The 25,263-nt window shown below is 74.3% G+C and carries 21 protein-coding genes; 12 read left to right on the top strand and 9 right to left on the bottom strand.

All coding sequences use genetic code 11. The features are described 5' to 3' along the window. Positions 1-38: 38 nt before the first annotated feature. Together EV374_RS08460 and EV374_RS08455 are read left to right on the top strand one after the other, a co-directional pair. Positions 39-635 carry a LysE family transporter gene (locus EV374_RS08460; protein WP_132233956.1) on the top strand — a complete coding sequence of 199 codons (597 nt, stop codon included), beginning with the start codon at positions 39-41 and terminating at the stop codon, positions 633-635. A gap of 77 nt (positions 636-712) precedes the next feature. Next, complete coding sequence (locus EV374_RS08455; RefSeq protein WP_132233306.1) at positions 713-2,152, top strand: GuaB1 family IMP dehydrogenase-related protein; 1,440 nt, start codon at positions 713-715, stop codon at positions 2,150-2,152. Positions 2,153-2,211: 59 nt separating this feature from the next. Here EV374_RS08455 and EV374_RS08450 read toward each other — a convergent pair whose 3' ends face one another. Continuing rightward, a complete protein-coding gene (locus EV374_RS08450) occupies positions 2,212-2,781 on the bottom strand; it encodes a TetR/AcrR family transcriptional regulator (protein ID WP_132233304.1) in 570 nt (189 codons plus the stop codon). 84 nt (positions 2,782-2,865) lie between these two features. On the opposite strand from EV374_RS08450, the gene EV374_RS08445 reads away from it, so the two are divergent. The 4 genes from EV374_RS08445 to EV374_RS08430 all read left to right on the top strand — a co-directional run bounded on the left by EV374_RS08445 (position 2,866) and on the right by EV374_RS08430 (position 7,631). Then, complete coding sequence (locus tag EV374_RS08445) at positions 2,866-3,312, top strand: DoxX family membrane protein (RefSeq protein WP_132233302.1); 447 nt, start codon at positions 2,866-2,868, stop codon at positions 3,310-3,312. Between the two features lie 25 nt (positions 3,313-3,337). Continuing rightward, positions 3,338-3,802 (top strand): MarR family transcriptional regulator, encoded by a 465-nt coding sequence (locus EV374_RS08440; protein WP_132233300.1) that lies wholly within the window; start codon positions 3,338-3,340, stop codon positions 3,800-3,802. After that, positions 3,796-5,529, top strand: coding sequence for an ABC transporter ATP-binding protein (locus EV374_RS08435; RefSeq protein WP_132233298.1), 1,734 nt, complete (start codon positions 3,796-3,798; stop codon positions 5,527-5,529). The genes EV374_RS08440 and EV374_RS08435 overlap by 7 nt, the downstream gene beginning before the upstream one ends. 140 nt (positions 5,530-5,669) lie before the next feature. Continuing rightward, entirely contained in the window at positions 5,670-7,631 is a 1,962-nt protein-coding gene (locus EV374_RS08430; RefSeq protein ID WP_486485675.1) for an ABC transporter ATP-binding protein, read from the top strand. Between the two features lie 59 nt (positions 7,632-7,690). Here the strand turns inward: EV374_RS08430 and thrS are convergent, their stop codons facing one another. Next, positions 7,691-8,908, bottom strand: coding sequence for a threonine--tRNA ligase (gene thrS, locus EV374_RS08425; protein WP_132233297.1), 1,218 nt, complete (start codon positions 8,906-8,908; stop codon positions 7,691-7,693). A gap of 526 nt (positions 8,909-9,434) precedes the next feature. Between thrS and EV374_RS08420 the strand changes: the two genes are divergently transcribed. Together EV374_RS08420 and EV374_RS08415 are read left to right on the top strand one after the other, a co-directional pair. After that, complete coding sequence (locus tag EV374_RS08420; protein WP_132233295.1) at positions 9,435-10,082, top strand: DedA family protein; 648 nt, start codon at positions 9,435-9,437, stop codon at positions 10,080-10,082. Positions 10,083-10,177: 95 nt separating this feature from the next. Further along, complete coding sequence (locus tag EV374_RS08415) at positions 10,178-10,798, top strand: DUF998 domain-containing protein (RefSeq protein ID WP_132233294.1); 621 nt, start codon at positions 10,178-10,180, stop codon at positions 10,796-10,798. On the opposite strand, the gene EV374_RS08410 is transcribed toward EV374_RS08415, so the two are convergent. Continuing rightward, complete coding sequence (locus EV374_RS08410) at positions 10,776-12,179, bottom strand: NAD(P)H-quinone dehydrogenase (protein ID WP_132233293.1); 1,404 nt, start codon at positions 12,177-12,179, stop codon at positions 10,776-10,778. The genes EV374_RS08415 and EV374_RS08410 overlap by 23 nt on opposite strands. Positions 12,180-12,344: 165 nt before the next feature. Here EV374_RS08410 and EV374_RS08405 point away from each other — a divergent pair, with 165 nt between their 5' ends. Further along, positions 12,345-12,800, top strand: coding sequence for a gamma-glutamylcyclotransferase family protein (locus EV374_RS08405; protein WP_132233291.1), 456 nt, complete (start codon positions 12,345-12,347; stop codon positions 12,798-12,800). A gap of 91 nt (positions 12,801-12,891) precedes the next feature. On the opposite strand, the gene EV374_RS08400 is transcribed toward EV374_RS08405, so the two are convergent. From EV374_RS08400 to EV374_RS08385, 4 genes are all read right to left on the bottom strand, one after another. Continuing rightward, the gene (locus EV374_RS08400) at positions 12,892-13,854 is read right to left on the bottom strand and encodes a GNAT family N-acetyltransferase (RefSeq protein ID WP_132233289.1); all 963 of its coding nucleotides are present in this window, start codon (positions 13,852-13,854) and stop codon (positions 12,892-12,894) included. A 115-nt stretch (positions 13,855-13,969) separates the two neighbouring features. Continuing rightward, complete coding sequence (locus tag EV374_RS08395; RefSeq protein WP_132233287.1) at positions 13,970-14,713, bottom strand: SCO6745 family protein; 744 nt, start codon at positions 14,711-14,713, stop codon at positions 13,970-13,972. A gap of 28 nt (positions 14,714-14,741) precedes the next feature. Beyond that, positions 14,742-15,698 carry a hypothetical protein gene (locus tag EV374_RS08390; protein WP_132233285.1) on the bottom strand — a complete coding sequence of 319 codons (957 nt, stop codon included), beginning with the start codon at positions 15,696-15,698 and terminating at the stop codon, positions 14,742-14,744. Between the two features lie 5 nt (positions 15,699-15,703). Beyond that, on the bottom strand, positions 15,704-16,333 hold the full coding sequence (locus EV374_RS08385; RefSeq protein ID WP_132233283.1) for an MBL fold metallo-hydrolase: 630 nt from the start codon (positions 16,331-16,333) through the stop codon (positions 15,704-15,706). A 116-nt stretch (positions 16,334-16,449) separates the two neighbouring features. On the opposite strand from EV374_RS08385, the gene EV374_RS08380 reads away from it, so the two are divergent. Next, positions 16,450-17,460 carry a DUF4349 domain-containing protein gene (locus EV374_RS08380; protein WP_132233281.1) on the top strand — a complete coding sequence of 337 codons (1,011 nt, stop codon included), beginning with the start codon at positions 16,450-16,452 and terminating at the stop codon, positions 17,458-17,460. On the opposite strand, the gene EV374_RS08375 is transcribed toward EV374_RS08380, so the two are convergent. Beyond that, a complete protein-coding gene (locus tag EV374_RS08375; protein ID WP_132233279.1) occupies positions 17,417-18,676 on the bottom strand; it encodes an amidohydrolase in 1,260 nt (419 codons plus the stop codon). The two genes, EV374_RS08380 and EV374_RS08375, sit on opposite strands and share 44 nt — an antisense overlap. A gap of 706 nt (positions 18,677-19,382) precedes the next feature. Then, complete coding sequence (locus EV374_RS08370) at positions 19,383-20,966, bottom strand: methylmalonyl-CoA mutase family protein (RefSeq protein ID WP_132233277.1); 1,584 nt, start codon at positions 20,964-20,966, stop codon at positions 19,383-19,385. 214 nt (positions 20,967-21,180) lie between these two features. Here EV374_RS08370 and EV374_RS08365 point away from each other — a divergent pair, with 214 nt between their 5' ends. Next, complete coding sequence (locus tag EV374_RS08365; protein WP_132233275.1) at positions 21,181-23,349, top strand: protein kinase domain-containing protein; 2,169 nt, start codon at positions 21,181-21,183, stop codon at positions 23,347-23,349. 47 nt (positions 23,350-23,396) lie between these two features. Then, positions 23,397-25,121 carry a phospho-sugar mutase gene (locus EV374_RS08360; RefSeq protein WP_132233273.1) on the top strand — a complete coding sequence of 575 codons (1,725 nt, stop codon included), beginning with the start codon at positions 23,397-23,399 and terminating at the stop codon, positions 25,119-25,121. Positions 25,122-25,263: the final 142 nt, after the last annotated feature.

Below are 25,263 nucleotides of genomic sequence, written 5' to 3'. Positions count from 1 at the left end.
CGTAGCCTCGGCTCGTGCCCGACATCCTCAGCAGCTCCGTGGCCGGCTCCGCCGCCGCCGGCTTCTCCCTCGCCATCGCGCTGATCGCCGCCATCGGCGCGCAGAACGCCTTCGTCCTGCGGCAGGGCCTGCGCCGCGAGCACGTCCTGCCGGTCGTCGCCGTCTGCGCCGCGTCCGACGCGCTGCTCATCGCGCTCGGCATCGCCGGCATGGGGGGCGCGACGGCGGAGCACCCCACCGCCCTCACCGCCGTCCGGTGGCTCGGCGCCGCGTTCCTGCTCGGGTACGCCGCGCTGGCCGCCCGCCGCGCGTTGCGTCCCGGCGCGCTCTCCCCCGCCGACCGGCCGCCGGCCACGCTCGGGGCGACGCTGCTGGCCTGCCTCGCGTTCACCTACCTCAACCCGCACGTGTATCTCGACACCGTCCTCCTGCTCGGCGGGGTGGCCCGCCAGCACCCGCACCACTGGGTCTTCGGCGCGGGCGCCGCGCTGGCCAGCGTGGTCTGGTTCACGGTCCTCGGCGCCGCCGCCCACCGGCTCGCGCCCGTGCTGGCCCGCCCGGCGGCCTGGCGGGTGATCGACGGGACGGTGGCCGTCGTGATGGTGGCGGTCGCGGCCACCCTGCTGCTCGACTGACGACGCACACCCGCCGGTCGGGGTGTTTTCGGCTACCACCGGGGGCGCGGGCGGCGGCGGGCGGGAATGATGGCGACGTGCGGTTCCTTCACGGCGCGGCTCCCGCGCACGACCTGACCTACAACGACGTCTTCATGGCGCCCGTCCGTTCCGAGGTGGGTTCGCGGCTCGACGTCGACCTGGCCACCCCCGACGGCACGGGCACCACCATCCCGCTGGTCGTGTCGAACATGACGGCGGTGTCCGGCCGCCGGATGGCCGAGACGGTCGCCCGGCGCGGCGCGATCGCCGTCATCCCGCAGGACATCCCCATCGAGGTGGTGGCGAACGTCGTCGCCTGGGTCAAGCGGCGGCACCTGGTGCACGACACGGCGATCACGCTGGGCCCCACCGACACCGTCGGCGACGCGATCCACCTGCTGCCGAAGCGGTCGCACGGCGCCGTGGTGGTCATCGACGAGGAGAGCCGGCCGGTGGGCGTGGTGACCGAGGCCGACACGGTCAGCGTGGACCGCTTCGCCCAGCTCCGGCACGTGATGTCCACGGAGCTGCACACCGTGCCGGCGGACGCGGACCCGCGTACCGGCTTCGAGCGGCTCTCGGCGGGGCGGCGCCGGTTGGCCCCGGTGGTCGACGCCGAGGGGCGCCTGGTCGGGGTGCTGACCCGGCAGGGCGCGCTGCGGGCGACCCTCTACCGGCCGGCGGTGGACGACCGGGGCCGGCTGCGGATCGCCGCCGCCGTGGGCATCAACGGCGACGTGACCGGCAAGGCGGCGGCGCTGCTAAAGGCCGGGGTGGACACGCTGGTGGTGGACACCGCGCACGGCCACCAGGAACGGATGATCACCGCACTGCGGGCGGTCCGCGCGCTGGACCCGGCGGTCCCGGTCGCGGCGGGCAACGTGGTGACCGCCGAGGGCGTACGCGACCTCGTGCGGGCGGGGGCCGACATCGTCAAGGTCGGCGTCGGGCCGGGCGCGATGTGCACCACCCGGATGATGACCGGGGTGGGCCGGCCGCAGTTCTCCGCCGTGCTCGACTGCGCGGCGGCGGCCCGGCAGCTCGGCCGGCACGTGTGGGCCGACGGCGGCGTGCGGCACCCGCGCGACGTGGCGCTGGCGCTGGCCGCCGGAGCCTCGAACGTGATGATCGGCTCCTGGTTCGCCGGCACCTACGAGTCCCCCGGCGACCTCTACACCGACGCCGACGGCCGGCGTTACAAGGAGAGCTTCGGCATGGCCTCGGCGCGGGCGGTCAGCGCGCGGACGGCCGACGACAGCGCGTACGACCGGGCCCGCAAGGCGGTCTTCGAGGAGGGCATCTCCTCGGCGCGGATGTACCTGGACCCGGCCCGCCCGGGCGTGGAGGACCTGATCGACGAGATCATCGCGGGGGTGCGCAGCGCCTTCACCTACGCGGGCGCCCGCGACCTCGCGGAGTTCCACGAGCGGGCCCTGGTCGGCGTGCAGAGCACGGCCGGCTACACCGAGGGGATGCCGCTGCCCACCAGCTGGTGACCCAGCCGCCGCCCCGGGCCGCGCCGCCAGTCGGCTGACGCTGCCCGGGGTGGCGGCCGTCAGGGCTGCGGGAAGAGGCGGTGGATCACCTCGCGGGCCGCCTTCCGGGGGTCGTCGCCGACGCGGGGCGGCAGCGCGCCCGAGATCCAGAGCGTGGCGAAGCCGTGCACGATGGACCAGGCCGCGAGCGCGTCGCCCTGCGGATCCTCCGCCGTCGGGCGTCGCTCGGACAGCCCGGCGACGCCCGAGTGCAGCGCGGCCCCGGCGCGCTGGCGGGCCGCCACCAGCTCCTTCGCGTCGGCCCGGTAGAGGTCCGGACGGAACATCACCTCGAAGTGCGCCCGGTGGCCGACCGCGAAGTCGACGTACGCGACGCCCCGGTCGAGCAGTTCGCCGCCGACGCCGTGCAGCGCCTCGGCCAGCAGGTGGAAGCCCTCGGTGGCGAGGGCGGTGAGCAGCCCGGCCTTGTCGCCGAAGTGGTGGGCCGGGGCGGCGTGCGAGACGCCCGCCCGGCGGGCCAGGTCGCGCAGGCTCAGCGCCGCCGGGCCCGACTCCTCGATCACCTGCACCGCCGCCGCGAGCAGGGCGCGACGCAGGTCGCCGTGGTGGTAGCCGCGCGTTCCGGTCATGCCGTCATCATATCTTGTCATTGACAAGATGACACCTCCGGAGGCAATCTTGTCGGCGACAAGTTACGACCGAGGAGGTACCCGATGGCTCCGTTGATCGCACTCGTGGCCGGCACCGCGCTCGCCCGGCTGGCCGGGCTGGCCGGCGTGGCCGCCCTCGACGGCTGGCACCCGGCGCTGCGGGTGGGCCTGGCGCTGATGTTCGTGGTGACCGGTGTCGCGCACTTCGCCCCCGCCTACCGGGCCGACATGATCGCGATGGTGCCGCCGCGCCTGCCCCGGCCCGACCTGCTGGTCACCGTCACCGGCGTGCTGGAGCTGGTGGGCGCGGTCGGGCTGCTGGTGCCGGCGACCGCCCGCTGGACCGCGGCCGGGCTGGCCCTGCTGATGCTGGTCATGTTCCCGGCGAACGTCTCGGCGGTGCGGCGCGGGCTGACCCTGGCCGGCCGCCCGGCGACCCCCCTCGGCCCGCGTACGGCGGAGCAGATCCTCTTCGTCGGAGTGGCCCTCGCCATTTCGTTTGGGGCCTGACGTTCAGGGCGCTAATCTGCCGTCCATGGAACTGATGACGCTACGGGACGTGCCGATAGCGCGGCTGCTCGTGGTCGCCGGGCACGTCACCGGACAGCGGTGGAACCGTTACCTGGCCGAGGCGCACGGCCTCACCCAGGCCGGGATGGTCGCTCTGATGACCCTCGCCGAGCACGGCGAACTGGCGCACCGCGCGGTCGCCGAGCACTGTTTCGTCCGGCCGGCCACCCTGACCGGCATCGTCGATACCCTCGAACGCGACGGCCTCGTCGAGCGGCAGCGCGACGAGGCCGACCGGCGCAGCGTCAAGATCGCGATCACCCCGGCCGGCCGCGCCCGGATCGACGCGCTGACCGCCATGATCCGCTCCGGACAGCCGCTGACCTCGGTCGACGCAGACCCGGCGAAGGCGGCGGTGATCCGCGAGTTCCTCCTCGAGGTCATCGGCAACGGCGACCACGGCAGCCCGGAAGGGAGCCCGGCATGCTGACCCGGCTGCTGCGTACGCACCTTCGCCCGTACCACCGGCCGCTGGCCGCCGTGGTGCTGCTCCAGTTCGTCGGCACCATGGCGTCGCTCTACCTGCCCAGCCTCAACGCCGACATCATCGACCTGGGCGTGGCCCGGGGCGACACCGGCTACATCATGCGCACCGGCGGCTGGATGCTCGCGGTCAGCCTGATCCAGATCGTCTGCTCGGTCGCGGCCGTCTACCTTGGCGCGCGCACGGCGATGGCCTTCGGCCGGGACGTCCGGTCGTCGATCTTCGAGCACGTCAACCGCTTCTCCGCCCGCGAGGTCGCCCGGTTCGGCGCGCCCTCGCTGATCACCCGCAACACCAACGACGTGCAGCAGGTGCAGATGCTCGTGCTGATGAGCTGCACGATGCTCGTCGCCGTGCCCATCATGAGCGTCGGCGGCGTGGTGATGGCGCTGCGCGAGGACGTCGGGCTCTCCTGGCTGATGCTCGTCAGCGTGCCCGTGCTGGCCGTCGCCCTGTGGCTGATCATCCGGCGGATGGTGCCGGGTTTCCGGCTCATGCAGACCCGCATCGACACGGTCAACCGGGTGCTGCGCGAGCAGATCACCGGCATCCGGGTGGTGCGGGCGTTCGTCCGGGAGCCGTACGAGACGGACCGCTTCGCCACGGCGAACGCCGACCTCACCGCGACCGCCCTGCGGATCGGCCGACTGATGGCGTTGATCTTCCCGGTGGTGATGCTGGTGCTCAACGTCTCCAGCGTCGCGGTGCTCTGGTTCGGCGCCGAGCGGGTGGACGCCGGGGCGATCCAGGTCGGCGCCCTCACCGCCTTCCTCCAGTACCTGATGCAGATCCTGATGGCCGTCATGATGGCCACCTTCATGCTGATGATGGTGCCGCGGGCGGCGGTCTGCGCCGAACGGATCGTCGAGGTGCTCGACACCGACTCCTCCGTGGTGCCCGCCGCCCGCCCCGTGACCGAGGTGACGAGCCACGGCGAGCTGGAACTGCGCGACGTCGCGTTCCAGTACCCGGGGGCAGCCGAGCCGGTGCTGCGCAACGTGTCGTTCCGGGTGACGCCGGGGACGACGACGGCGGTCATCGGCAGCACCGGCGCGGGCAAGACCACCCTGCTGTCGCTCGTGCCCCGACTGGTCGACGCGACCGCCGGCGCGGTGCTGGTCGACGGCGTCGACGTGCGGGAGCTGGCGCCGGACGAGCTGTGGCGCCGCATCGGGCTGGTGCCGCAGCGGCCGTACCTGTTCACCGGGACGGTGGCGAGCAACCTGCGCTACGGCAACCCGGACGCGACCGACGCGGAACTCTGGGAGGCGCTGGAGATCGCCCAGGCCCGGGACTTCGTCGAGGCGATGCCCGAGGGGCTGGCGGCGCCGATCGCGCAGGGCGGCACGAACGTCTCGGGCGGGCAACGGCAGCGGCTGGCCATCGCGCGCGCCCTGGTCCGGCGGCCGGAGATCTACCTCTTCGACGACTCGTTCTCCGCACTCGACCTCGGCACGGACGCGCGGCTGCGGGCGGCGCTGCGCCCCGTCACCGCCGACGCCGCCGTGGTGATCGTGGCGCAGCGGGTCTCCACCATCGTCGGCGCCGACCAGATCGTCGTGCTCGAGAACGGGGGCGTGGTCGGGATCGGCCGGCACGACGAGCTACTACTCACCTGCCCGACGTACGCCGAGATCGTGGCGTCGCAGAACACCACGGAGGTGGTCGCGTGAGCGAGCGGAGCGAGCCGACCGTCAGGCACAGCGGCGCGGGCGCGAGCGCCGTACCGCAGCAGAAGCCGGCCGCAGACGCCGCGACGCCGAAGCGGCTGCCGCCCGGCGGGCAGCGCGGCGGTCCGCACGCGGGCGTCGGGATGCCCGCCGAGCGGTCGATGAACTTCGGGCCCTCGGCCCGGCGGCTGCTGGGCCGGCTGCGCCCGCAGCGCCTCCAGCTCATCGCGGTGATCGCGCTGGCCGTGCTCAGCGTCGGGCTCAGCGTGGTCGGGCCGAAGGTGCTCGGCTGGGCCACCGACCTGATCTTCACGGGGGTGATCGGCCGGCAGCTGCCGGCGGGCACCACCGCCGACCAGGCGGTGGCCGCCGCGCGGGCGGCCGGCAACGACAACTTCGCCGACATGCTGGCCCGGATGGACGTGGTGCCCGGCGTGGGCATCGACTTCACCGCGCTGGCGCGGGTGCTGCTGCTGGCACTCGGGCTCTACCTGGTGGCCAGCCTGCTGATGTGGTGGCAGGGCTGGCTGCTCAACGGGGTGGTGCAGCGCACCGTGCTGCGGCTGCGCGCCGAGGTGGAGGAGAAGCTGAACCGGCTGCCGCTGCCCTACTTCGACCGGCAGCCCCGGGGCGAGCTGCTCAGCCGGGTCACCAACGACATCGACAACATCTCGACGAGCCTCCAGCAGACGCTGAGCCAGCTGCTCACCTCGCTGCTCACCGTCGTCGGCGTGCTCGCCATGATGTTCTGGATCTCGCCGCTGCTGGCCCTGGTGGCCCTGGTCGCGGTCCCGGTCTCGGTGGTCGTCACCACCGCCATCGCCAAGCGGTCGCAGCGGCAGTTCATCGCCCAGTGGGCGCACACCGGCGAGCTGAACGGCCAGATCGAGGAGGCGTTCACCGGCCACGAACTGGTCAAGGTCTTCGGCCGGCAGCGCGAGGTGGAGGCCGCCTTCACCGCCAAGAACGACGAGCTGTTCCGGGCGAGCTTCGGCGCCCAGTTCATCAGCGGGATCATCATGCCGGCGATGATGTTCGTCGGGAACCTCAGCTACGTGGCGATCGCCGTGGTCGGTGGCCTGCGGGTGGCGTCGGGGTCGATGAGCCTCGGCGACGTGCAGGCGTTCATCCAGTACTCGCGGCAGTTCACCCAGCCGCTCACCCAGGTCGCCTCGATGGCGAACCTGCTCCAGTCCGGGGTGGCCTCCGCCGAGCGGGTCTTCGCCGTGCTCGACGCCGAGGAGCAGAGCCCCGACCCGGCCGAGCCGGCCCGCGTACGCGACCCGCACGGCCGGGTCGAGTTCGCGAACGTCTCCTTCCGGTACGCCCCCGACAAGCCGCTGATCGAGGACCTCTCCCTGGTCGCCGAGCCCGGCCACACGGTCGCCATCGTCGGGCCGACCGGGGCCGGCAAGACCACGCTGGTCAACCTGGTCATGCGCTTCTACGAGCTGGACGCCGGCCGGATCACCCTCGACGGGGTGGACGTGACCACGATGCGCCGCGACGACCTGCGCGGCCGGATCGGCATGGTGCTCCAGGAGACCTGGCTCTTCGGGGGCACCATCCGCGACAACATCGCGTACGGCCGCCCCGGGGCGAGCGAGGAGGAGATCCTGGCCGCGGCCCGGGCCACGTTCGTGGACCGGTTCGTGCGCAGCCTGCCCGACGGCTACGACACGGTCATCGACGAGGAGGGCAGCAACGTCAGCGCCGGCGAGAAGCAGCTCATCACGATCGCCCGGGCCTTCCTCGCCGAGCCGTCGCTGCTGATCCTGGACGAGGCGACCAGCTCGGTGGACACCCGCACCGAGGTGCTGCTCCAGCGGGCGATGGCCGCGCTGCGGTCGGACCGGACGAGCTTCGTCATCGCGCACCGGCTCTCCACCATCCGCGACGCCGACCTGATCCTGATGATGGAGGACGGCCGGATCGTGGAGCAGGGCACGCACGAGGAACTGCTCGCCGCGCGGGGCGCGTACCACCGCCTGTACCGGTCGCAGTTCACCGCCGCCCTCCAGCCCGAACCCGACCCGGACCTCCAGCCCGGCCTCGACCTCCAGGCCGGCCCCGAGCCCGCGCCGCTCGAAGGGTCGTCCCGGTGACGGGGGGACCGCCGGCGGCGACGGGCGGACGGGCGACGAGGTCGGGGCCGGGCGGGGGCTCAGCGGGTCGGCAGCAGGGCCGGGCCGCGCCCGGCCACCACCGCGCCGATCAGCCCGAGGGCGTCGGCGGCGGGCATCGGGTCCAGGGCCCGGCCGCCGCGCAACCGCAGGGAGACCGCGCCCCCGGCCGCCTCGCGGGGGCCGACGACGGCGGCGTACGGGACCCGGGCGCGGGCCGCGTCGCGGATGCGGGAGCCCAGCGAACCGGCCCCGTCGACCTCGACGCGCAGCCCGGCGGCCAGCGCGTCGCGGGCGAACCGGGCCGCCGCACCGGCCTGGTCGTCGCCGACGGGCAGCACCACCAGCTGCACCGGGGCGTACCAGGCGGGGAAGGCGCCCTCGTGCACCTCGATCAGGTATGCGAAGAGCCGCTCCATGCTGCCCACGAGGCTGCGGTGCACCATCACCGGTCGACGCCGCGCCCCGGACGCGTCGGTGTACGACAGGTCGAACCGCTCCGGCTTGTCGAAGTCGAGCTGGACGGTGGAGAGGGTGAACTCCCGACCGGCGACGTCGCGCACCTGGATGTCGATCTTCGGGCCGTAGAACGCGGCCTCCCCCGGGGCCTCGGTGAACTCCACCCCGTCGAGCGCGGCGCGCAGCAGTTCCTCCGCCCGCGCCCACTGGGCGTCGTCCCCGACGTACTTCTCCCCCGGCCCGCGCAGCGACAGCCGGAACCCCGCCGGCCGTACGCCGAGCGCGGCGTGCGCCTCGCGGATCAGCCGGAGGATCTCGACGACCTCCTCGCCCACCTGCTCCAGGGCGCAGAAGTTGTGCGCGTCGTTGAGCGAGATGGCCCGCACCCGGGACAGCCCGCCGAGCACCCCCGAGCGCTCGGCGCGGTACATGCCGCCCAGCTCGGCGATCCGCAGCGGCAGCTCCCGGTAGGAGCGGCCCCGGGCCCGGAACACCAGGGCGTGGTGCGGGCAGAGCGCCGGCCGCAGCACGAACTCGTCGTCGGCGCCGAGCGCCATCGGCGGGAACATGTCGTCGGCGAAGTAGCCGAGGTGGCCGGAGAGTTCGAAGAGCTCCCGCCTGCCCAGCGGCGGGGTGACGACGTGCCGGTAGCCGGCCCGGCGTTCCAGCTCGCGGACGTACTCCTCGACGGCGTGCCGGGCGGCGGCCCCGGCCGGCAGCCAGAGCGGCAGTCCGGCGCCGGCCAGCGGGTCGGAGCCGAACAGCTCCAGCTCCCGGCCGAGCCTGCGGTGGTCGATCATGTCGCGCTCCTTGATCGGGTACGACCCGGAGGCGACCCGGTCACCGGACGCCGCGAGGCCCCGGGGCGGATCGCCCCGGGGCCTCGTCGACGGTCAGGTCAGTGCGGCGCGCCGGGGTCTCCCGGCGTCGTGGTGGATACCGCACTGCGCATGCCGCGACGGTACGGCCCTGCGCGCGGGGACCGCAGCCGGTTTTTCCGGGCGGTCCGGCACGGGGGCGGGAGCGCGGACGGGCACAGGGGCGGGCCGCCGGCACGGGACCTGCCGACGGCCCGCGGCGGCCGCACCGTCAGGAACGGGGGACCCGACGGTCGTGGGGCCGCGCCCCGACAACGGTACGCCGGGGCGCCCCGGTCCGCCGACCCTCGGCGCCGCGCCCATCCGTCACCCGCGGCGGTCTCCGCTCGTTGTGTCCGGTGGCCCTGCCGTGTCGGTGGTCACCACGCGCCAGGGTCCCGCCCCGTGACGCCGGACGACCCGTCAGGCTCGGTACCCGCAATCGGCCCCGTCCGGCGAGGTGGCAGTCGTGCCCGAACTACTCACTGAGGTCGCAACGCCGGCCTGGGCGTACCTCGCACTGCTCGCGCTGCTGGTCGCCGACGCCTTCGTCCCCGTGATCCCCACCCAGGTCGTGATGATCACCGGCGGCGCGCTCACCGTCTACGGCGGGCTGAACCTGCCGGTGACCATCGCCGTCGGCGCGCTCGGCGTCTTCGTCGGGGACCTGGCCTGCTACCTGCTCGGGCGGGGCGCGCCGGACCGCCGGGCGCCGCGCGACGCCCAACGGGGCCGGGCCCGGCGCGTCGCCAGTCGGGTCACCCAGGGGCTGCGCCGACCCGGGCCGCTCGTGATCCTGCTCTGCCGCTTCGTGCCCGGCGGACGGATGGCCGCCTGTTTCTCGGCCGGCCGCAGCCGGTACCCGTACCGCCTCTTCCTGCTCTACGAGGGCCTGGCGGCGCTGGCCTGGGCGACGTACGGCGGGCTGGTCGGGCACCTCGGCGGGACGGCGCTCACCGAGTCCGCGTGGCGGCTGGCGCTGATCGCGGGGGTCGCGGCGGCCGGCTTCGCGGCGGCGGGCTGGGCCATGACCGCCGTCGGGGCCCGGCGGGCGGCCGAGTCGGTCGCGGTGCCGGTCGTCGTCGCGACGAGGCGGGACGCGCCCGGGGCGGAGTGACCGGCCGCCCCGGCGCCGCCTAGGGGTGGTCCCGGGGACCGGTCTCGGTGGGCGGCCCGGATCCGTCTGGGGTCCCTCGCGGGACAGGCTGAGCCATGCGCGGAACCCGGAACAGTGGACTGCTGGCCCTCGGCGGGATCGCCCTGGCGACGCTGCTCGCCGTGATCGGCCACGTCGAGGTGAGCGAGAACCTGGACCCGTGGACGCTGACCGTCAGCGACTACGCCGTCTCCGACCGGGGCGGCGTCATCGACGCCGCCATGCTGGTGCTCGCGGCGGCCACCGCCGTGCTCCTGCCCGCCCTGTGGCGCGGCCACCGGCCGCCCGGTGCCGGAGCGGGGCGGGCGGCCGAGGCGCTCCTGGGCGCCTGGGTCGGCGGGCTGCTGCTGGCCGCGGTGGTGCCGACGAACGATCCCGGCCTGCCCATGGACACCGCCGCCTACGTCCACCGGTACGCCTCGGTGGTCGCCTTCCTGGCGCTGCCGGCCGCCGGTTGGCTGCTCGCCCGACGCCTGCCGGCAGCCGCGGGCCGTCGGGTACGCGGTCTCGCCACGGCCAGCGTGGTCCTGGCGGCGGCGATGGTCTGGTCCGCCTACCCCGGCGACCGGCTGCTGCTCGGCCTGGTCGAGCGCCTGCTGATCCTCACCGAGGTCGCCGTGCTCGTCGTCGTCGCGGTCAGCCTGCTCCGGCGGGTCACTCCAGCTCGTGCAGCATGAGCTGGCGGGCGGCCTCGGTGATGGAGCCGGACAGGCTCGGGTAGATCGTGATCGTCTGGGCCAGCTCGTTGACCGTGAGGTTGTTTTCCACCGCCATGGTGATCGGCAGGATCAGCTCGCTCGCCTTCGGCGCCACCACCACGCCGCCGATCACCTGCCCGCTGGCCGGGCGGCAGAAGAGCTTGACGAAGCCGTCGGCGAGGCCGTCCATCTTGGCGCGGGCGTTGCCGTCCAGCGGCAGCATGACCTGCCGGGCCGGCACCTTGCCCGAGTCGACCTCGTCCTGCGAGACGCCCACGGTGGCCAGCTCCGGGTCGGTGAACACGTTCGCCGCGACGGTACGCAGCCGCAGCGGCCGGACCGCCTCGCCGAGCGCGTGCCACATCGCGATCCGGCCCTGCATGGCGGCGACGCTGGCCAGCGGCAGCACCCCGGTGCAGTCGCCGGCCGCGTAGATGCCGGGCACGTTGGTCCGGGAGACCCGGTCGACGGTGACGTAGCCGCCCCGGGCCAGCGCGACGCCGTACTCGGCCAGGCCCAGGTCGGCGGTGTTGGGGATGGAGCCGACCGCGATCAGCGCGTGGGAGCCGGCCACCTTCCGGCCGTCGGAGAGCTCGACCTCCACCCCGTCGGCGGTACGCCGGACCGCGTCGGCCCGGGAGTTGTTGAGGATGCTCATGCCTCGGGTGCGGAAGACCCGCTCGATGGCCATGGCCGCGTCGGCGTCCTCGTGCGGCATCACCCGGTCGCGGCTCGACACCAGCGTCACCGGCACGCCCATCGCCAGGTAGGCGCTGGCGAACTCCGCGCCGGTGACGCCGGAGCCGACCACGATCAGGTGCTCGGGCAGCTCCGGCAGGTCGTACACCTGGCGCCAGGTCAGGATGCGCTCGCCGTCCGGTACGGCGGTGGGCAGCTGGCGCGGGGTGGCGCCGGTGGCGACCAGCACGGTCGACGCGGCGATGGACTGCTCGCCGCCGCCGTCGGTCGGGGTGACGAGCACCCGGTGGGTGTGCCCGAGAGTGTCCTCGCCGAGCCGGGCGGTGCCCGACACGAAGGTCACCCCGGCCTTGACCAGCTTGGCGTGGATGTCGGCGGACTGGGCGAGCGCGAGGCGCTTGACCCGCTCGTGCACCGCGCCGGCGTCGACCGTGACCGCCTCCAGGCCGTCGGAGTCCACCCCGAACTCCTCGGTGTCCCGGTAGCCGGTCACCACCTCCGAGCTGGCGATGAAGGTCTTCGACGGTACGCAGTCGGACAGCACGCAGGCCCCGCCGGCGCCCTCGGCCTCCACGACGGTGACATCAGCGTCCAGCTGCGCGGCGACCAGGGCCGCCTCGTAGCCGGCCGGTCCACCGCCGATGATCACGATCCGGCTCACAGGGCCATCCTTTCGTCCGCGGCTGCGGGGCTCCGCTCCGCCGCACTCCTCGCGCTCACCGTGCCCGCCCCCGACCAGTGCTCACAGTGACTTTCTTCTCCCGAACGCGTCCGACACGCTCAGTCGTATTCTCCCCCACCCGGCGGGCGGGCTATCGTCATCGCCGTGCGTCATCACGCCGCCTACGGCTCTAACCTCGACCCCGCCCGCATGCGCGCCTACTGTCCGCATTCGCCGATGGTGGGCACCGGCTGGCTGGAAGGCTGGCGGCTCACCTTCGCGGGCGAGGACGTCATCGGCTGGGAGGGTGCGGTCAGCACGGTCGTCGAGTCGCCCGGCGACCGGGTCTTCGTGGCGATCTACGACATCCACCCCTACGACGCCGCCCAGCTCGACGAGCTGGAGGGGGTGACCGCCGGCACGTACCGCAAGCTGCACGTGCGGATCTCCACCCTCGACGGCGACGTGACCGCGTGGATCTACGTCTTCGACGGGTACGAGGGCGGGCTGCCCACGGCGTGGTACCTCTCGGAGATCGCGAACGCCGCCGAGAAGGCGGGCGCGCCGGACGACTACGTCACCGAGCTGCGGTCCCGCCCCACCGGCACCGCGTCGGCCTAGCCCGTACGGTCGGCCCCGCGCGTATCCCACGGCCCCCAGTCTGCTCCGGCGTCGGGCGGGGCCCCCATCCGGCCCCGCCCGGCGTCGTCAATCACACACCGGCGGCCGGCACGACCAGCTCGTACATGTCGACCCAGCGCACCTCGCGCAGCCCCACCGACCGGTAGAGCGAGAGCGGTGCGGTCGGGTTGGCCAGGTCGACCCCGAGGCCGACGGACTCCCGACCCTTCTGCGCGTACCGGGCGAACGCGTGGTTCAGCAGTGCCGCGCCCACCCCGCGACGCCGGTGACCGGGCAGCACCGCGAGGTTCCTGACCCATCCCTCGTTCCGGTCGAGCGCCTGGTCGGACGACCGGAGTACGCCGGCGGGCTGCCCGTCCACCTCGGCGACGAACCACTCGTCCCAGGCCGTCCCGGGTTTGATGAGGGCCCGCCACCGGTCGTAGCCGGACGGCTCGTAGTCGGGGGTGTCGCGGAAGGCGGTGTCGAAGATCCGGTGGAAGTCGCGCAGCTCCGCCTCGTCGCCCGGACGCACCGGCCGGACCGTCACCCCGGGCGGCGGTGGCGGCGGCTCGCCGGGCAACCCGACCAGCGACCGGCGCATGAGCTGGTACCGCTTGACGAAGTCGAACCCCGCCCCGGTCAGCTCGGCCGCCCACCGGCGCTCGGGCTCGCAGGCGGGGCAGCGCACGGTCAGGTCCGGCAGGCCGCGCTCGGCGGCCCGCGCGGCCACCCGGTCCAGCTGCCGGGCCAGCAGCGGCCCCCGCACCTCCGCGCCCCGGTCCGGGTCGACGAACACGTCGACGAACTCCCGCCCCGCCCCGGTTTCGTTCTGCAGGATCGCCCAGGCCACCAGCGCGCCCTCCGGATCCGTCACCACCCAGGAGTCCCGCTCCGGGTCGACGTTCGGCGCGGTGAGCGCGTCGCGCACGTCGTCGGCGTCGAAGTCCGGGTAGCCGATGGCGAAGGTGTCGGCGGCGTGCACCACCGCCAGGATCGCCGGTACGTCGTCCAGGGTGGGTCGGCGGGCGTGCCAGCCGGCGGGAAGAGTCACGGGGGCGATCCTGACAGGCGGGCCGGCGGGTCGCCGCCGATTTTCCGGCCCGCCCCGGCGGCCGGGGTCCGGCGCGGGCCCCGTTCCCGCGCGGGCCGGGGTCCGGCGCGGCGGCTCAGCCCGGGTCGGTCAGGTGGGCCCGGGTCGCGGTGAGCAGCTCCACCAGTTCGGTGCCGTCGGCCGGGCCGAGCGCCGCGAAGGCCGGCGAGGCCAGCCGGTCGGTCACCGCCTCGGCCCAGAGCCGCCTGCGCACCAACGGCCCGACCGGCGGGTACGGCGGCGGCCAGCCGCAGGCGACCGCGCCCGCCTCCCCGTCCGGCCCGGCGAGCACGGCCTCCAGCGGGGTCATCCCGCTGGCCCGGACCGCGATCAGGTGGGCCCCGGCGAAGTGCTCCCGGAGCAGGCGCAGGCCGACGGCCGCCCGGGCGCCGGCCGTCCGGACCGGCACCGGCATGGCGCGCCAGGCCGCGAAGAGCGGCATGCCGCTGGCGTCCGCGGCGTCGACCGCGCGGCTGAGCAGGGCGGCGAGCCGGCTCACCCCGGCGAGGGCGTCGAGCCGCTCCTCGCCCCACCGGCAGCACTCGACCATGGTGGCGGCGGCCACCTCGACCGGCGGGACGACCCGGCGGGCCGCGTCCCAACCGTCGGCGACGGCTTCGGGGGCCAGGAAGCCGAGGGCGGCGGCGACCGTCTCGGCGCGCACGTCCCCGAGGGCGCCAGCCCGCCCGGTGACATAGAACGCCCAGCCGGGGATGCCGAGCAGCCGGGCCCGACGCAGGGTGGTCGGGCAGCGGGTGAAGACGTCACCGAGGTCCAGCACGATCGGCTTGCTGGCCGCGGCGACCTGTTCCGGCGTCATCCGCCCGCTCCCCGTCCGTCCACAGGGGTCAGTCTGCCGCGCCGCCGCCCGACTCGGCATCCCCCTCTTCGGCGTCGAGGGCCTCCACCGCCGCCTCGACCTCGCCGGCGCGGCGGCGCGCGGCCGTCACCGTGCGTTCCGCCCCGCGCCGCGCCAGCCTCGCCCGGCTCAGGTCCTGCTCGGCGACGGCCCGGCGCCGCTCCAGCTCGGCCAGTTCCGCCTCGATCGCGTCCAGGGCGCTGACGCCGTCGCGCTCGGCCGCCGTCGCGCCGGCCAGCTCCGCCTCGGCGCGTTCCTGGTCGGTACGCGCCCTGGCCAGCTCCTTCTCCAGCGCCCGCCGACGGCGCGTCCGCTCCGCCCGGGCGGCCCGTTCCGCCTGCTCGGCGCGGAGCGCGGCCCGGTCGACGCCGCCCCGCTGCTTCCCGGTCGGCTCGGGCCGGGGCGCCGGCTCCGGCTCCGGCTCCTCCCCGCCGGTCACCAGCCGCAGCTGGGGGCGGGGCACCTCGCCGAAGCCGGCGTACGTGGCGGCTTTCAGCAGCCGGCCGGAGCGGACCTGTTCGGCGACGTCGGTGTCGGCGAGCGCGGCGTTGAGGGTGGTCTCCACCTCGGCCAGCGGCAGCTTCCCGGCCGGCGGGGCCTCCTCCACCCCGGCCGCCAGCTTGCGTACCTCGGCGACGAGCGCGCCGACCACCGCCCGCCGCTGGGTGGAGAGTTCCCGCAGCCGGGGCCCGCGCAGCTCGCGTTGGGCGGTGCGCAGGGCCTCGGCGAGCTGGGCCAGGTCGGCGACCAGCTCGGGGCGGCGGATGGCGAGCAGGTTGACCAGCCAGGCCGCCACGGTGGGCCGGCGCAGCCGGGCGATCTCCCGGGCGGCCTTCGGGTCGCCGGCGCGGCGTGCCTCGGCGACGGCCTCGTCGCGGATCGCGACGAACCGGTCCGGCGGGGTGGTGTAGAGCCGGTGCACCAGCTCTCGGGGCGGGCCGGGCATCGCCGTCAGGCGTCGATCCGGGTGCCCGGTTCGAGCCGGCGGTACTCCACGTCGGACAGCCGGGTGAAGTTGCCGTTGAGCACGTTCAGCCCGTTGTCGTTGAGCAGCCCGTCGTGCAGCGCGTACGCCCGGCGCGGGGCGACCGCCCGGAGGAAGTCCAGCGACTCGGAGAACTTCGTCCACGGCGCGTGGATCGGCAGGAAGAGCGTGTCGACCTGCGCGTCCTCGGGAACGACCAGGCTGTCCCCGGGGTGGTACACCGCGTCGTTCAGCAGGTACGCCAGGTTGTCGATCACCGGAATGTCGGGGTGGATCACGGCGTGCCGGCCGCCGTGGGCGCGTACCGGCACGCCGGCGGCCGTGAACGACTGTCCGGGCCGGACCGCGTCGAGCGCCTCGGCGGCGTCGCCCAGGGTGCCGGCCAGCGACGCCGGCCCGTGGATGACGAAGCGCCGTCGGTCGAGCTGCCGGGTGACCGCCTCGACGTCGAGGTGGTCGGGATGCTCGTGGGTGATCAGCACCGCGTCGGCCCCGTCGAGCGCAGCGGGATCGCTGAACACGCCCGGGTCGATGACCAGCACTCCCCCGTCGTGTTCCACCCGCAGGCAGGAGTGGGCGTACTTGGTGAGCTGCATCGTGACTCCAAGATTATCGAATCGTGATGTCCTGAGCGCAGTCTGCCGGAACCGACGTGGGGACGCGTCACGTCTGACGTATCGCCCCGCACGGGGGCGAGGACGATGGAGGCGGGATGGACGGACGGGATCGGCGACGTCGAGGCGTACGGCTGACGGCCGCCGCGATGGTGGCGCTGCTCGCGCTCGCGGGTTGCGGCAGTGACGCGCGGGACAACGCCGACAGCGGGCCGGCGGCGGCCCCGGCGGAGCGGGACCGGGCCGGCGGCGCGGCGGACCAGGCCGGTGGCGCGGCGGACCCGGCGGGCGGCGCGGCGGAGCGGGGCGGCGGCAAGGCCGAGCAGGGCAGCGGCGCCGGCGCACCGGACCTGCGGGTCGACCAGCGCTCCATCATCTACACGGGCACGATGCGCGTGCAGGTGGACGATGTGGACGAGGCGGCGCGGAGCGCGATCGCCACGGTCACGGCGGCCGGCGGTTTCATCGCCGGCGACCAGCGGCGCAGCGCCGACGCGGACGCGCGGGCCGAGCTGGAGCTGCGGGTGCCGGCGGCGAAGTTCCACGGTGTCGTCGACGAGCTGGCGAAGCTCGGCCGGCAGCAGCGGCGGGAGATCCGCACGGAGGACGTCACCGAGCAGATGGTCGACCTGGACGCGCGGATCATCACCCAGCGCGCCCGGGTGGAGAGCGCCCGCAAGCTGCTGGCGAAGGCGACCTCGATCAGCGACCTCGTGTCGCTGGAGAACGAGCTGTCCCGGCGGGAGGCCGACCTGGCGTCGCTGGAGGCGAAGAAGGAGCGGCTGGCGGACCTGACCAGCCTGTCGACGATCACCGTGTCGCTGGTCGGCCCCGACGCGAGCACCGCCGACGAGGAGACCGAGGTCGGCTTCATGGTGGGGCTCAAGGGCGGCTGGAAGGTCTTCCTGACCTCCATGACCGTCCTGCTGACGGTGCTGGGTGCGGTGCTGCCGTGGCTGCTGGCGATCGGCGTACCGGTGACGGTGCTGCTGGTGGTGCTGCGCCGACGGCGGCGTACGGCCCCTCCGGCGATGACGCCGACCGGACCGGCCGCGCCGCTGCCGCCTACCGCGCCGCCGCCAGTGCCCGCAGCGCGGTCTGGACCATGAGTCGAACGCCGACCGGGATGGCCCGTTCGTCCGCGTCGAACGAGGCCCGGTGCAGGTCCACGTTCGGTCCGGAGCGGCCGACGCCCAGCCGGGCGAGCGCGCCGGGGACGTACTCCAGGTACCAGGAGAAGTCCTCGCCGCCCATGCTCTGCGGGGTCTCGGCGACGCCCTCCGGCCCGAGCGCGGCGACGGTGGCGCCGGTCAGGACCTGGATGGCCCGGGAGTCGTTGCACACGGGCGGGCGGCCCCGCAGGTATTCCAGGTCGACGGTGGCACCGGTCGGCGCGACGACGTCGCGTACCACCTGACCCACGATCTTGGGGGCCAGCTCCCAGGTGTCGCGGTCCATCACCCGCAGGGTGCCGGAGGCGCACGCCTCGGAGGGGATGACGTTGTAACGGGTGCCGGCCGAGGCGTGGCCGAAGACCAGCAGCAGCCCGCTGTTGGCCGGCACCCGGCGGCTGACCAGGGCCGGCACCTCGGTGATCAGGCGGCCCAGCGCGTCGACCAGGTCGACGGTCAGGTGCGGGCGGGCGGTGTGCCCGCCCGGACCGGTGAGCCGGACGGTGACGTTGTCGGCGGCGGCGGTGATCGGGCCGACCCGCAGGCCGATCTGCCCGACCGGCAGGTTGGGGTCGCAGTGCAGCGCGAAGATCTGCACCACGTCGTCCAGGCCGCCGGCCTCGATGACCTCCAGCGAGCCGCAGGGCAGGATCTCCTCGGCGGGCTGGAAGATCAGCCGGACCCGGCCGGGCAGTTCGCCGAGGTCGGCGAGCTGGGCCAGCAGCATGCCGACGCCGAGCATCACGGTGGTGTGCACGTCGTGGCCGCAGGCGTGGCAGACGCCGTCCACCGTGGAGCGGTACGGCACGTCCTTCGAGTCGGTCAGCGGCAGGGCGTCGATGTCGGCGCGCAGCGCGACCACCGGGCCGTCGGGGCGGCCGTCGATGTCGCAGATGACCCCGTTGCCCTTCGGCAGCAGCCGCGGCCTCAGCCCGGCCAGGGTGAGCTCCCGGGCGATCAGGGCGGCCGTCTCGAACTCCTCGCCGGAGAGTTCCGGGTGGGAGTGGAGGTGGCGACGGGTGGCGATCAGCCCGGGCACCCGGAGGGCGAGCAGGTGGTCCAGCTCGAACGGCAGGGGCTGGGAGCCGGACGGCGCCTCCGGCCAGGACGACGCCAGCTGGTTGCCGGTGGGCAGCGTCAACGCACTCGTCACGTCGAATTCTCGTTCGCTAGAGATGGATGGATCATCAGGAACAGCAGACAGCCTAGACCTCCGACGGTGACGCTGCGCAACGTCGTTCCGGTAGCCGTCGGACCGCACAGCGTCACGTATGCCCTGCTCGGAGCGCTCGTAGATCTGCGGGACAGCAGGTAGATCGCGGTCGAACGCCGTCATCCGCCTCCCACCTCCTACAACGCGTAATCGGCCCGACCGTCGCGAAATCGATGCCGATCGCCGGGGCCGCTTTTCCGAATTGTCGCATTAGTCGGTCACACCGACGGACACTCCGACAATTACCCGACCATCGCCCGAGCGAGGGCACCCGAGACGGTCACACACCGTGCCACCGACCAACCGCACACCGTGTGCGTCCACGTCCACCCGGTGGGTTACCCCCGAACCCGTCCGGCACACGCCGTGGCCGGTCGGCCACGTCGCCCCGCACCGCGCGCGGCCCTCCGGCGGCGTCGCCGGGACTGCTCCACGCGCCCGCGCCGCCGATGGGCGGCCAGCGTCTGCTCCGACTGTAGCGCTCCACCCCGCACGCCCGCGACCAGCGGGAACGCGCCGTGGGCGGGTCGTTACCCGGACGTGCACCGGCCGGTTACGGCGCAGGGGTGAAGCGGCGCCGCACCGGACGCCGACTCCCCGCCCGCCCCCGACGCGGCGGAGGTCGGACGGCCGTCGGCCGACATGATCAGAACCGGTCGCTCGGGCGGTACAGCCCCCACACCTGGCGCAGGGTGCCGCAGACCTCGCCCACCGTGGCGCGGGCCCGCAGCGCCTCCCGCATCGGGTAGAGCACGTTCTCCGTGCCCTCGGCCGCGGCCCGCAGCTCGGCCAGCCCCCGCTCGACCGCCCCGGCGTCGCGCTCGGCACGCAGCCGGGCCAGCCGCTCGGCCTGCGCCGCCTCGATCGTCGGGTCGACCCGCAGCGGCTCGTACGGCTCCTCCTCGTCGACGGTGAACCGGTTGAGGCCCACCACCACCCGCTCGCCGGAGTCGATCTCCTGCGCGATCCGGTACGCGGACTGCTCGATCTCCCGCTTCTGGAAGCCCGCCTCGATGGCGTCGACCGCCGAGCCGTGGTCGGCCACCCGCTCCATCAGCTCGGTCGCCGCCGCCTCGATCTCGGCGGTCATCGCCTCCACCACGTACGAGCCGGCGAACGGGTCGACGGTGGCGGTCAGGTCCGTCTCGTACGCCAGCACCTGCTGGGTACGCAGCGCCAGCCGGGCCGCCTTCTCGGTGGGCAGCGCGATCGCCTCGTCGAAGCTGTTGGTGTGCAGCGACTGGGTGCCACCGAGCACCGCGCCGAGGCCCTGCACCGCCACCCGGACCAGGTTGACCTCCGGCTGCTGGGCGGTGAGCTGCACGCCCGCGGTCTGGGTGTGGAAGCGCAGCATCATCGACTTCGGGTTCTTCGCGCCGAAGTCGTCGCGCATCAGCCGGGCCCAGATCCGGCGGGCGGCCCGGAACTTGGCCACCTCCTCCAGCAGGGTGGTGCGGGCGACGAAGAAGAACGACAGCCGGGGCGCGAAGTCGTCCACGGCCAGGCCGGCCGCCAGCGCGGCCCGGACGTACTCGACGCCGTTGGCCAGGGTGAACGCGATCTCCTGCGCGGGCGACGCGCCGGCCTCGGCCATGTGGTAGCCGGAGATGGAGATGGTGTTCCACTTCGGCACCTCCTTGCGGCAGTAGCCGAAGGTGTCGGCGACCAGCCGCAGCGAGGGCTTCGGCGGGAAGATGTACGTCCCGCGGGCGATGTACTCCTTTAGGATGTCGTTCTGGATCGTGCCGTTGAGGGCCGAGCCGGCGACCCCGTTCTCCTCGGCCACGAGCTGGTAGAGCAGGAGCAGCACCGAGCCGGGCGCGTTGATCGTCATCGAGGTCGAGACCTTGTCGAGCGGGATGCCGTCGAAGAGCAGCCGCATGTCGTCGATCGAGTCGATGGCCACCCCGACCTTGCCCACCTCGCCGTGCGCGATCGGGTCGTCGGAGTCGTAGCCCATCTGCGTCGGCAGGTCGAAGGCCACGGAGAGACCCATCGTGCCGGCCCGCAACAACTGGTGGTAGCGCGCGTTGGACTCGGTGGCGGTGCCGAAGCCGGCGTACTGGCGCATGGTCCAGGGGCGGGAGGTGTACATGGTGGGGTAGACCCCGCGCGCGTACGGGAACTCGCCCGGGCCGCCGAGCCGGGAGTCCAGGTCCTCCGGAAGGTCCGCCGCCGTGTAGACGCCCTTGATCGGAAAACCGGACTCGCTTGACCGCGGTTCGCTCATTAGCGGATGGTAGGACGCGCGACGGCGTCGGCGGGTGAGGGATACCGCACACCGGGGCGACGCGTCGACGGGCATCGACGAGAGGTGAACGTTCGGACACGTACCGTCCAGTTCGACAAACGTCCGCCGCGTCGGGTTTCGCATCGGGCGTCGGAACCAGCAAGATAGGGGGGTTGTGTCCCAGCCCCCCTCGAATTCCCCCGGTGGCTTTTCTGTGACTCAGATCCCGACGTGGAGCGGCGGACCAGTCAGTTCCCCCAACGGACGCGCGACGCCCGGCACGACCATCGGCGAGCGCTACTCGCTGCGTTCGGCGGTGGGCAACGGCGGCATGGGCACGGTCTGGCGTGCCACGGACACACTCCTGCGGCGGGACGTGGCCGTCAAGGAGGTCGTCCTGCCCCCGGGGCTGGCCCCCAGCGACCGCGACGCCATGTACGAGCGCACCCTGCGCGAGGCCCGCGCCGCGGCGGCCATCCAGCACCCGGCCGTCGTCCAGGTCTACGACGTGGTCACCGAGGGCGGCCGGCCGTGGATCGTGATGGAGCTGCTCGACGCCCGCAGCCTCGCCGACATGGTGATCGAGGACGGACCGGTCGCGCAGCGGGTGGTCGCCAAGATCGGCATCGCCCTGCTCGGCGCGCTGGAGGTGGCGCACGCGATCGGCGTGCTGCACCGCGACGTCAAGCCGGCCAACGTGCTGATCTGCGCCGACGGGCGCTGCGTGCTGACCGACTTCGGCGTGGCCCGGATGCCCACCGACGTGCAGCTCACCACCCCCGGGATGGTGCTCGGCTCGCCGCACTTCATCTCCCCCGAGCGGGCGATGGGCCAGGAGTTCGGCCCGCCGAGCGACCTCTTCTCGCTGGGCGTCACGCTCTACACGGCCGTCGAGGGGCGCCCCCCGTTCGACAAGGGCGACCCGATCGAGACCATGCACGCCGTGGTCGAGGACCCGCCCGCCCCGCCGCAGCGCAGCGGGCCGCTGGCCCGGGTGCTGATGGGCCTGTTGGAGAAGGACCCGGCCCGCCGCCTCGACGTGCACACCGCCCGGGCCATGCTGCGCGAGCTGCTCGCCGGCCCGCTGACCAGCAACGCCGCCGCCGTGAACTCGGTGACCGATCCCTACTCGGTGGTCCCGGTGCAGCGGCCCGTGCCGACCCCGCCGGCCGCCGCGCCGGAGCAGCCGAAGCCGAGCGGGCAGATCGGCGGCCGGGCGATGCTCAACCCCGGCGAGTCGCTCACCGACCGGCTGGCGGCGCTGCGCCGGGGCGAGCGCCCCGCGCAGGCCGCCCTCGCCGCGAGCCCGGCCGCGATGGACGACACCAGCGCCGACGCCCTGGCCGGGCCGCTGCACACCCCCACCGGCGCGATGCCAGCGCCGAGCGGCTCCACGCCGGCCGGCCGCACCTACGGCGGCGCCGAGGCGACCCAGCGGATGACGTCCGGCGGGTCGGACGCCACCCAGCAGCTGCGCACCAACGCCGCCGGCCTGGTCGGCTTCAGCGGCCCGACCGAGGCGACCCAGCGGGTGAAGGCGGGCACGCCCACCTTCGGCACCCCGCCCGAGGCCACCCAGCGGGTGGGCGCCGGAGCGCCCGTCTTCGGCGCACCGCCGCCGGAGGCCACCCAGCACCTCGGCGGCACCTACGGCGGCGGCCAGTGGTCGGTGCCGGGCACCGGGCAGCCGTGGGCGACCCCCGCCACCGCGCCCGCCCCGAGCGGCTCGGGCGGCGGCTTCGGCGGCCGGGTCGGCGCCGTCGGCAACCAGCTCGTCGGCACCGTCAAGGGCTGGCCGCGCAAGGTGCAGCTCGCCGCCGCCGGCGGCCTGGCCGCGCTGCTGCTGATCGGGGCGGTCGTCCTGTTCACCGGCGGCGACGACCCGGCGCCGACCGTCCCGCAGGCCGCCCCGACCTCGCAGGCCCCGGCCGCCGGCGTGCCCGAGATGAAGGAGCACACCGGCAAGGGCGTACGGGTCATGGTGCCGCAGGGCTGGGAGATCAAGAGCGCCGGCAACTGGGTGGACTACGTCGACCCGGAGGACGAGGGCCGCAAGGTCCGGATCCTGGTGGAGGACTTCCGCACCAACTCGATGCGCTGGGCCGAGGTCGCCCAGGACGGCCTGAAAAACCGCTCCAAGTCCTGCGCCAAGCCGTACGCCCAGCTCGCCATGAACGAGGTGCAGTGGGTCGGCAAGGCGGCGGCCGAGTTCGAGTACACCTGCGGCGAGGGCGAGGCCAAGCGGCACGGCGTGTGGCGCGGCGTGGTCCACGAGGGCAAGGTCTACTCGTTCTACCTCACCTCGACCGACACGAAGTTCGCCGACAGCCGGCCGATCTTCGACGAGATGGTGAAGTCGTTCCAGCTCACCGAGGCCGGCTGAGCCCGGGGGAAGCGCGGTGGTGATCCGCCGGCGTGCTATCAAGAGACATGCCGGCGGAAACCACTGACATCGACGACATTCGCGAGCAAGCACGGCGCTGGCTCGACGACGATCCCGACCCGGCCAGCCGGGCGGAGTTGCGGGCGGTGCTCGACCGCCTGCCGGCGAGCGCCCCGGAGCTGGCCGACCGCTTCGCCGGCCCGCTGACCTTCGGCACCGCCGGGCTGCGCGGCCCGCTGCGTGCCGGCCCCAACGGGATGAACCTCGCGGTGGTCACCCGGGCCGCCGCCGGGCTGGTCGGCTGGCTCGCCGCCCAGGGCGGCTCCGGCCCGCTGGTGATCGGGTACGACGCCCGGCACGGTTCCCGCGAGTTCGCCGAGCGGACCGCCCAGGTCGCCACCGGCGTCGGACGCCCGGCGCTGCTGCTGCCCCGCCCGCTGCCCACCCCCGTGCTCGCGTACGCGGTGCGCCACCTCGGGGCGGTCGCCGGGGTGATGGTGACCGCCAGCCACAACCCGCCGCAGGACAACGGCTACAAGGTCTACCTCGGCGCGGAACTGGGCGGGGCGCTCGGCGACGGCGCCCAGATCGTGCCCCCGGCCGACGCCGGCATCGAGGCCGCGATCCGGTCGGTCGGGCCGCTCGCCGAGGTGCCTCTCGGGCCGGCCGGTCAGGTGCTCGGTGACGACCTGGTGGCCTCCTACGTGGAGCGGGCCGCCGCCGTCATCGACCCGGACGGTTCGCGCGACCTGGCGGTGGCGTACACGCCGCTGCACGGGGTGGGCGCGGCGGTGCTCACCGCGGCGTTCGCCCGCGCGGGCTTCCCCGTGCCCGGTGTGGTGCCCGAGCAGGCCGAGCCCGATCCGGCGTTCCCGACCGTCTCCTTCCCCAACCCGGAGGAGCCGGGGGCGGTGGACCGGCTGGTCGCGCTGGCCGAGGCGACGGGCGCGGACATCGCCATCGCCAACGACCCCGACGCGGACCGCTGCGCGGTGGCCGTCCGGGACACCGGTCCCGCGGTGAGCACGCGGGCAGCGGTCGCCGGCCCGGATCAGCCGGAGGGGAACCCGCCCGGCTGGCGGATGCTGCGCGGCGACGAGGTGGGTGTGCTGCTGGCCGACCACCTCATGCGGCGCGGCGTGACCGGCCTGTACGCCACCACGATCGTGTCGTCGTCCCTGCTGCGGGCGATGTGTGCCGCCCGGGGCCTGCCGTACGACGAGACGCTGACCGGGTTCAAGTGGATCGTCCGGGCCGGCGGCGGGACCGAGCCGCTGGTCTTCGGCTACGAGGAGGCGCTCGGCTACTGCGTCGCCCCCGGGCACGTACGCGACAAGGACGGCATCACCGCCGCGCTGGCCGTGGCGGAGCTGGCCGCCGGGCTCAAGGCGCAGGGGCGCACCCTGACCGACCGGCTGGACGAGCTGGCCGCCGAGTTCGGCGTGCACCACACGGACCAGCTCTCCGTACGGGTGGACGACCTGCGGCTGATCGCCGACGCGATGGCCCGGCTCCGGGCCGCCACCCCGACGACGCTGCTCGGGCAGCCGGTCACCGAGGCGCAGGACCTGCTCCCCGAGGCGGACGTGGTGATCCTGCGTACCGGCACCGCCCGGGTGGTGATCCGCCCCTCGGGCACCGAACCGAAGCTCAAGGCGTACCTGGAGGTGGTGGAGCCGGTGGCGGACGGCGACGTCGCTGCGGCCCGCGCCCGCGCCACCGCCGAGGTAGCCACCCTCCGCACGGAAATGGCCACCACCCTGGGCCTCTGAACCCCGCCCCCACCCACCCCACGAACCCGCGCCGCCGCGCAGCCCGGCCCCGTTACCTTTTTGATCGTCCCCAGCCGGGGACTCCTCGGTCGCCCGGCCCGGTATGACTTCCTGCCCCTGTCGTTTGGATGATCCGGGGGGT

The organism is Micromonospora sp. CNZ303 (genome assembly GCF_004345505.1).
The sequence above is the reverse complement of the archived record's forward strand: the minus strand, read 5'-3'. Positions and strand labels throughout refer to the sequence as shown.

Coding starts and splice junctions, on each gene's coding strand:
- EV374_RS08450 (WP_132233304.1), bottom strand. CDS start 2,781: ATGACCGGAACGCGCGGCTACCACCACGGCGACCTGCGTCGCGCCCTG.
- EV374_RS08445 (WP_132233302.1), top strand. CDS start 2,866: ATGGCTCCGTTGATCGCACTCGTGGCCGGCACCGCGCTCGCCCGGCTG.
- EV374_RS08440 (WP_132233300.1), top strand. CDS start 3,338: ATGGAACTGATGACGCTACGGGACGTGCCGATAGCGCGGCTGCTCGTG.
- EV374_RS08435 (WP_132233298.1), top strand. CDS start 3,796: ATGCTGACCCGGCTGCTGCGTACGCACCTTCGCCCGTACCACCGGCCG.
- EV374_RS08430 (WP_486485675.1), top strand. CDS start 5,670: ATGCCCGCCGAGCGGTCGATGAACTTCGGGCCCTCGGCCCGGCGGCTG.
- thrS (WP_132233297.1), bottom strand. CDS start 8,908: ATGATCGACCACCGCAGGCTCGGCCGGGAGCTGGAGCTGTTCGGCTCC.
- EV374_RS08415 (WP_132233294.1), top strand. CDS start 10,178: ATGCGCGGAACCCGGAACAGTGGACTGCTGGCCCTCGGCGGGATCGCC.
- EV374_RS08395 (WP_132233287.1), bottom strand. CDS start 14,713: ATGACGCCGGAACAGGTCGCCGCGGCCAGCAAGCCGATCGTGCTGGAC.
- EV374_RS08390 (WP_132233285.1), bottom strand. CDS start 15,698: ATGCCCGGCCCGCCCCGAGAGCTGGTGCACCGGCTCTACACCACCCCG.
- EV374_RS08385 (WP_132233283.1), bottom strand. CDS start 16,333: ATGCAGCTCACCAAGTACGCCCACTCCTGCCTGCGGGTGGAACACGAC.
- EV374_RS08380 (WP_132233281.1), top strand. CDS start 16,450: ATGGACGGACGGGATCGGCGACGTCGAGGCGTACGGCTGACGGCCGCC.
- EV374_RS08370 (WP_132233277.1), bottom strand. CDS start 20,966: ATGAGCGAACCGCGGTCAAGCGAGTCCGGTTTTCCGATCAAGGGCGTC.
- EV374_RS08360 (WP_132233273.1), top strand. CDS start 23,397: ATGCCGGCGGAAACCACTGACATCGACGACATTCGCGAGCAAGCACGG.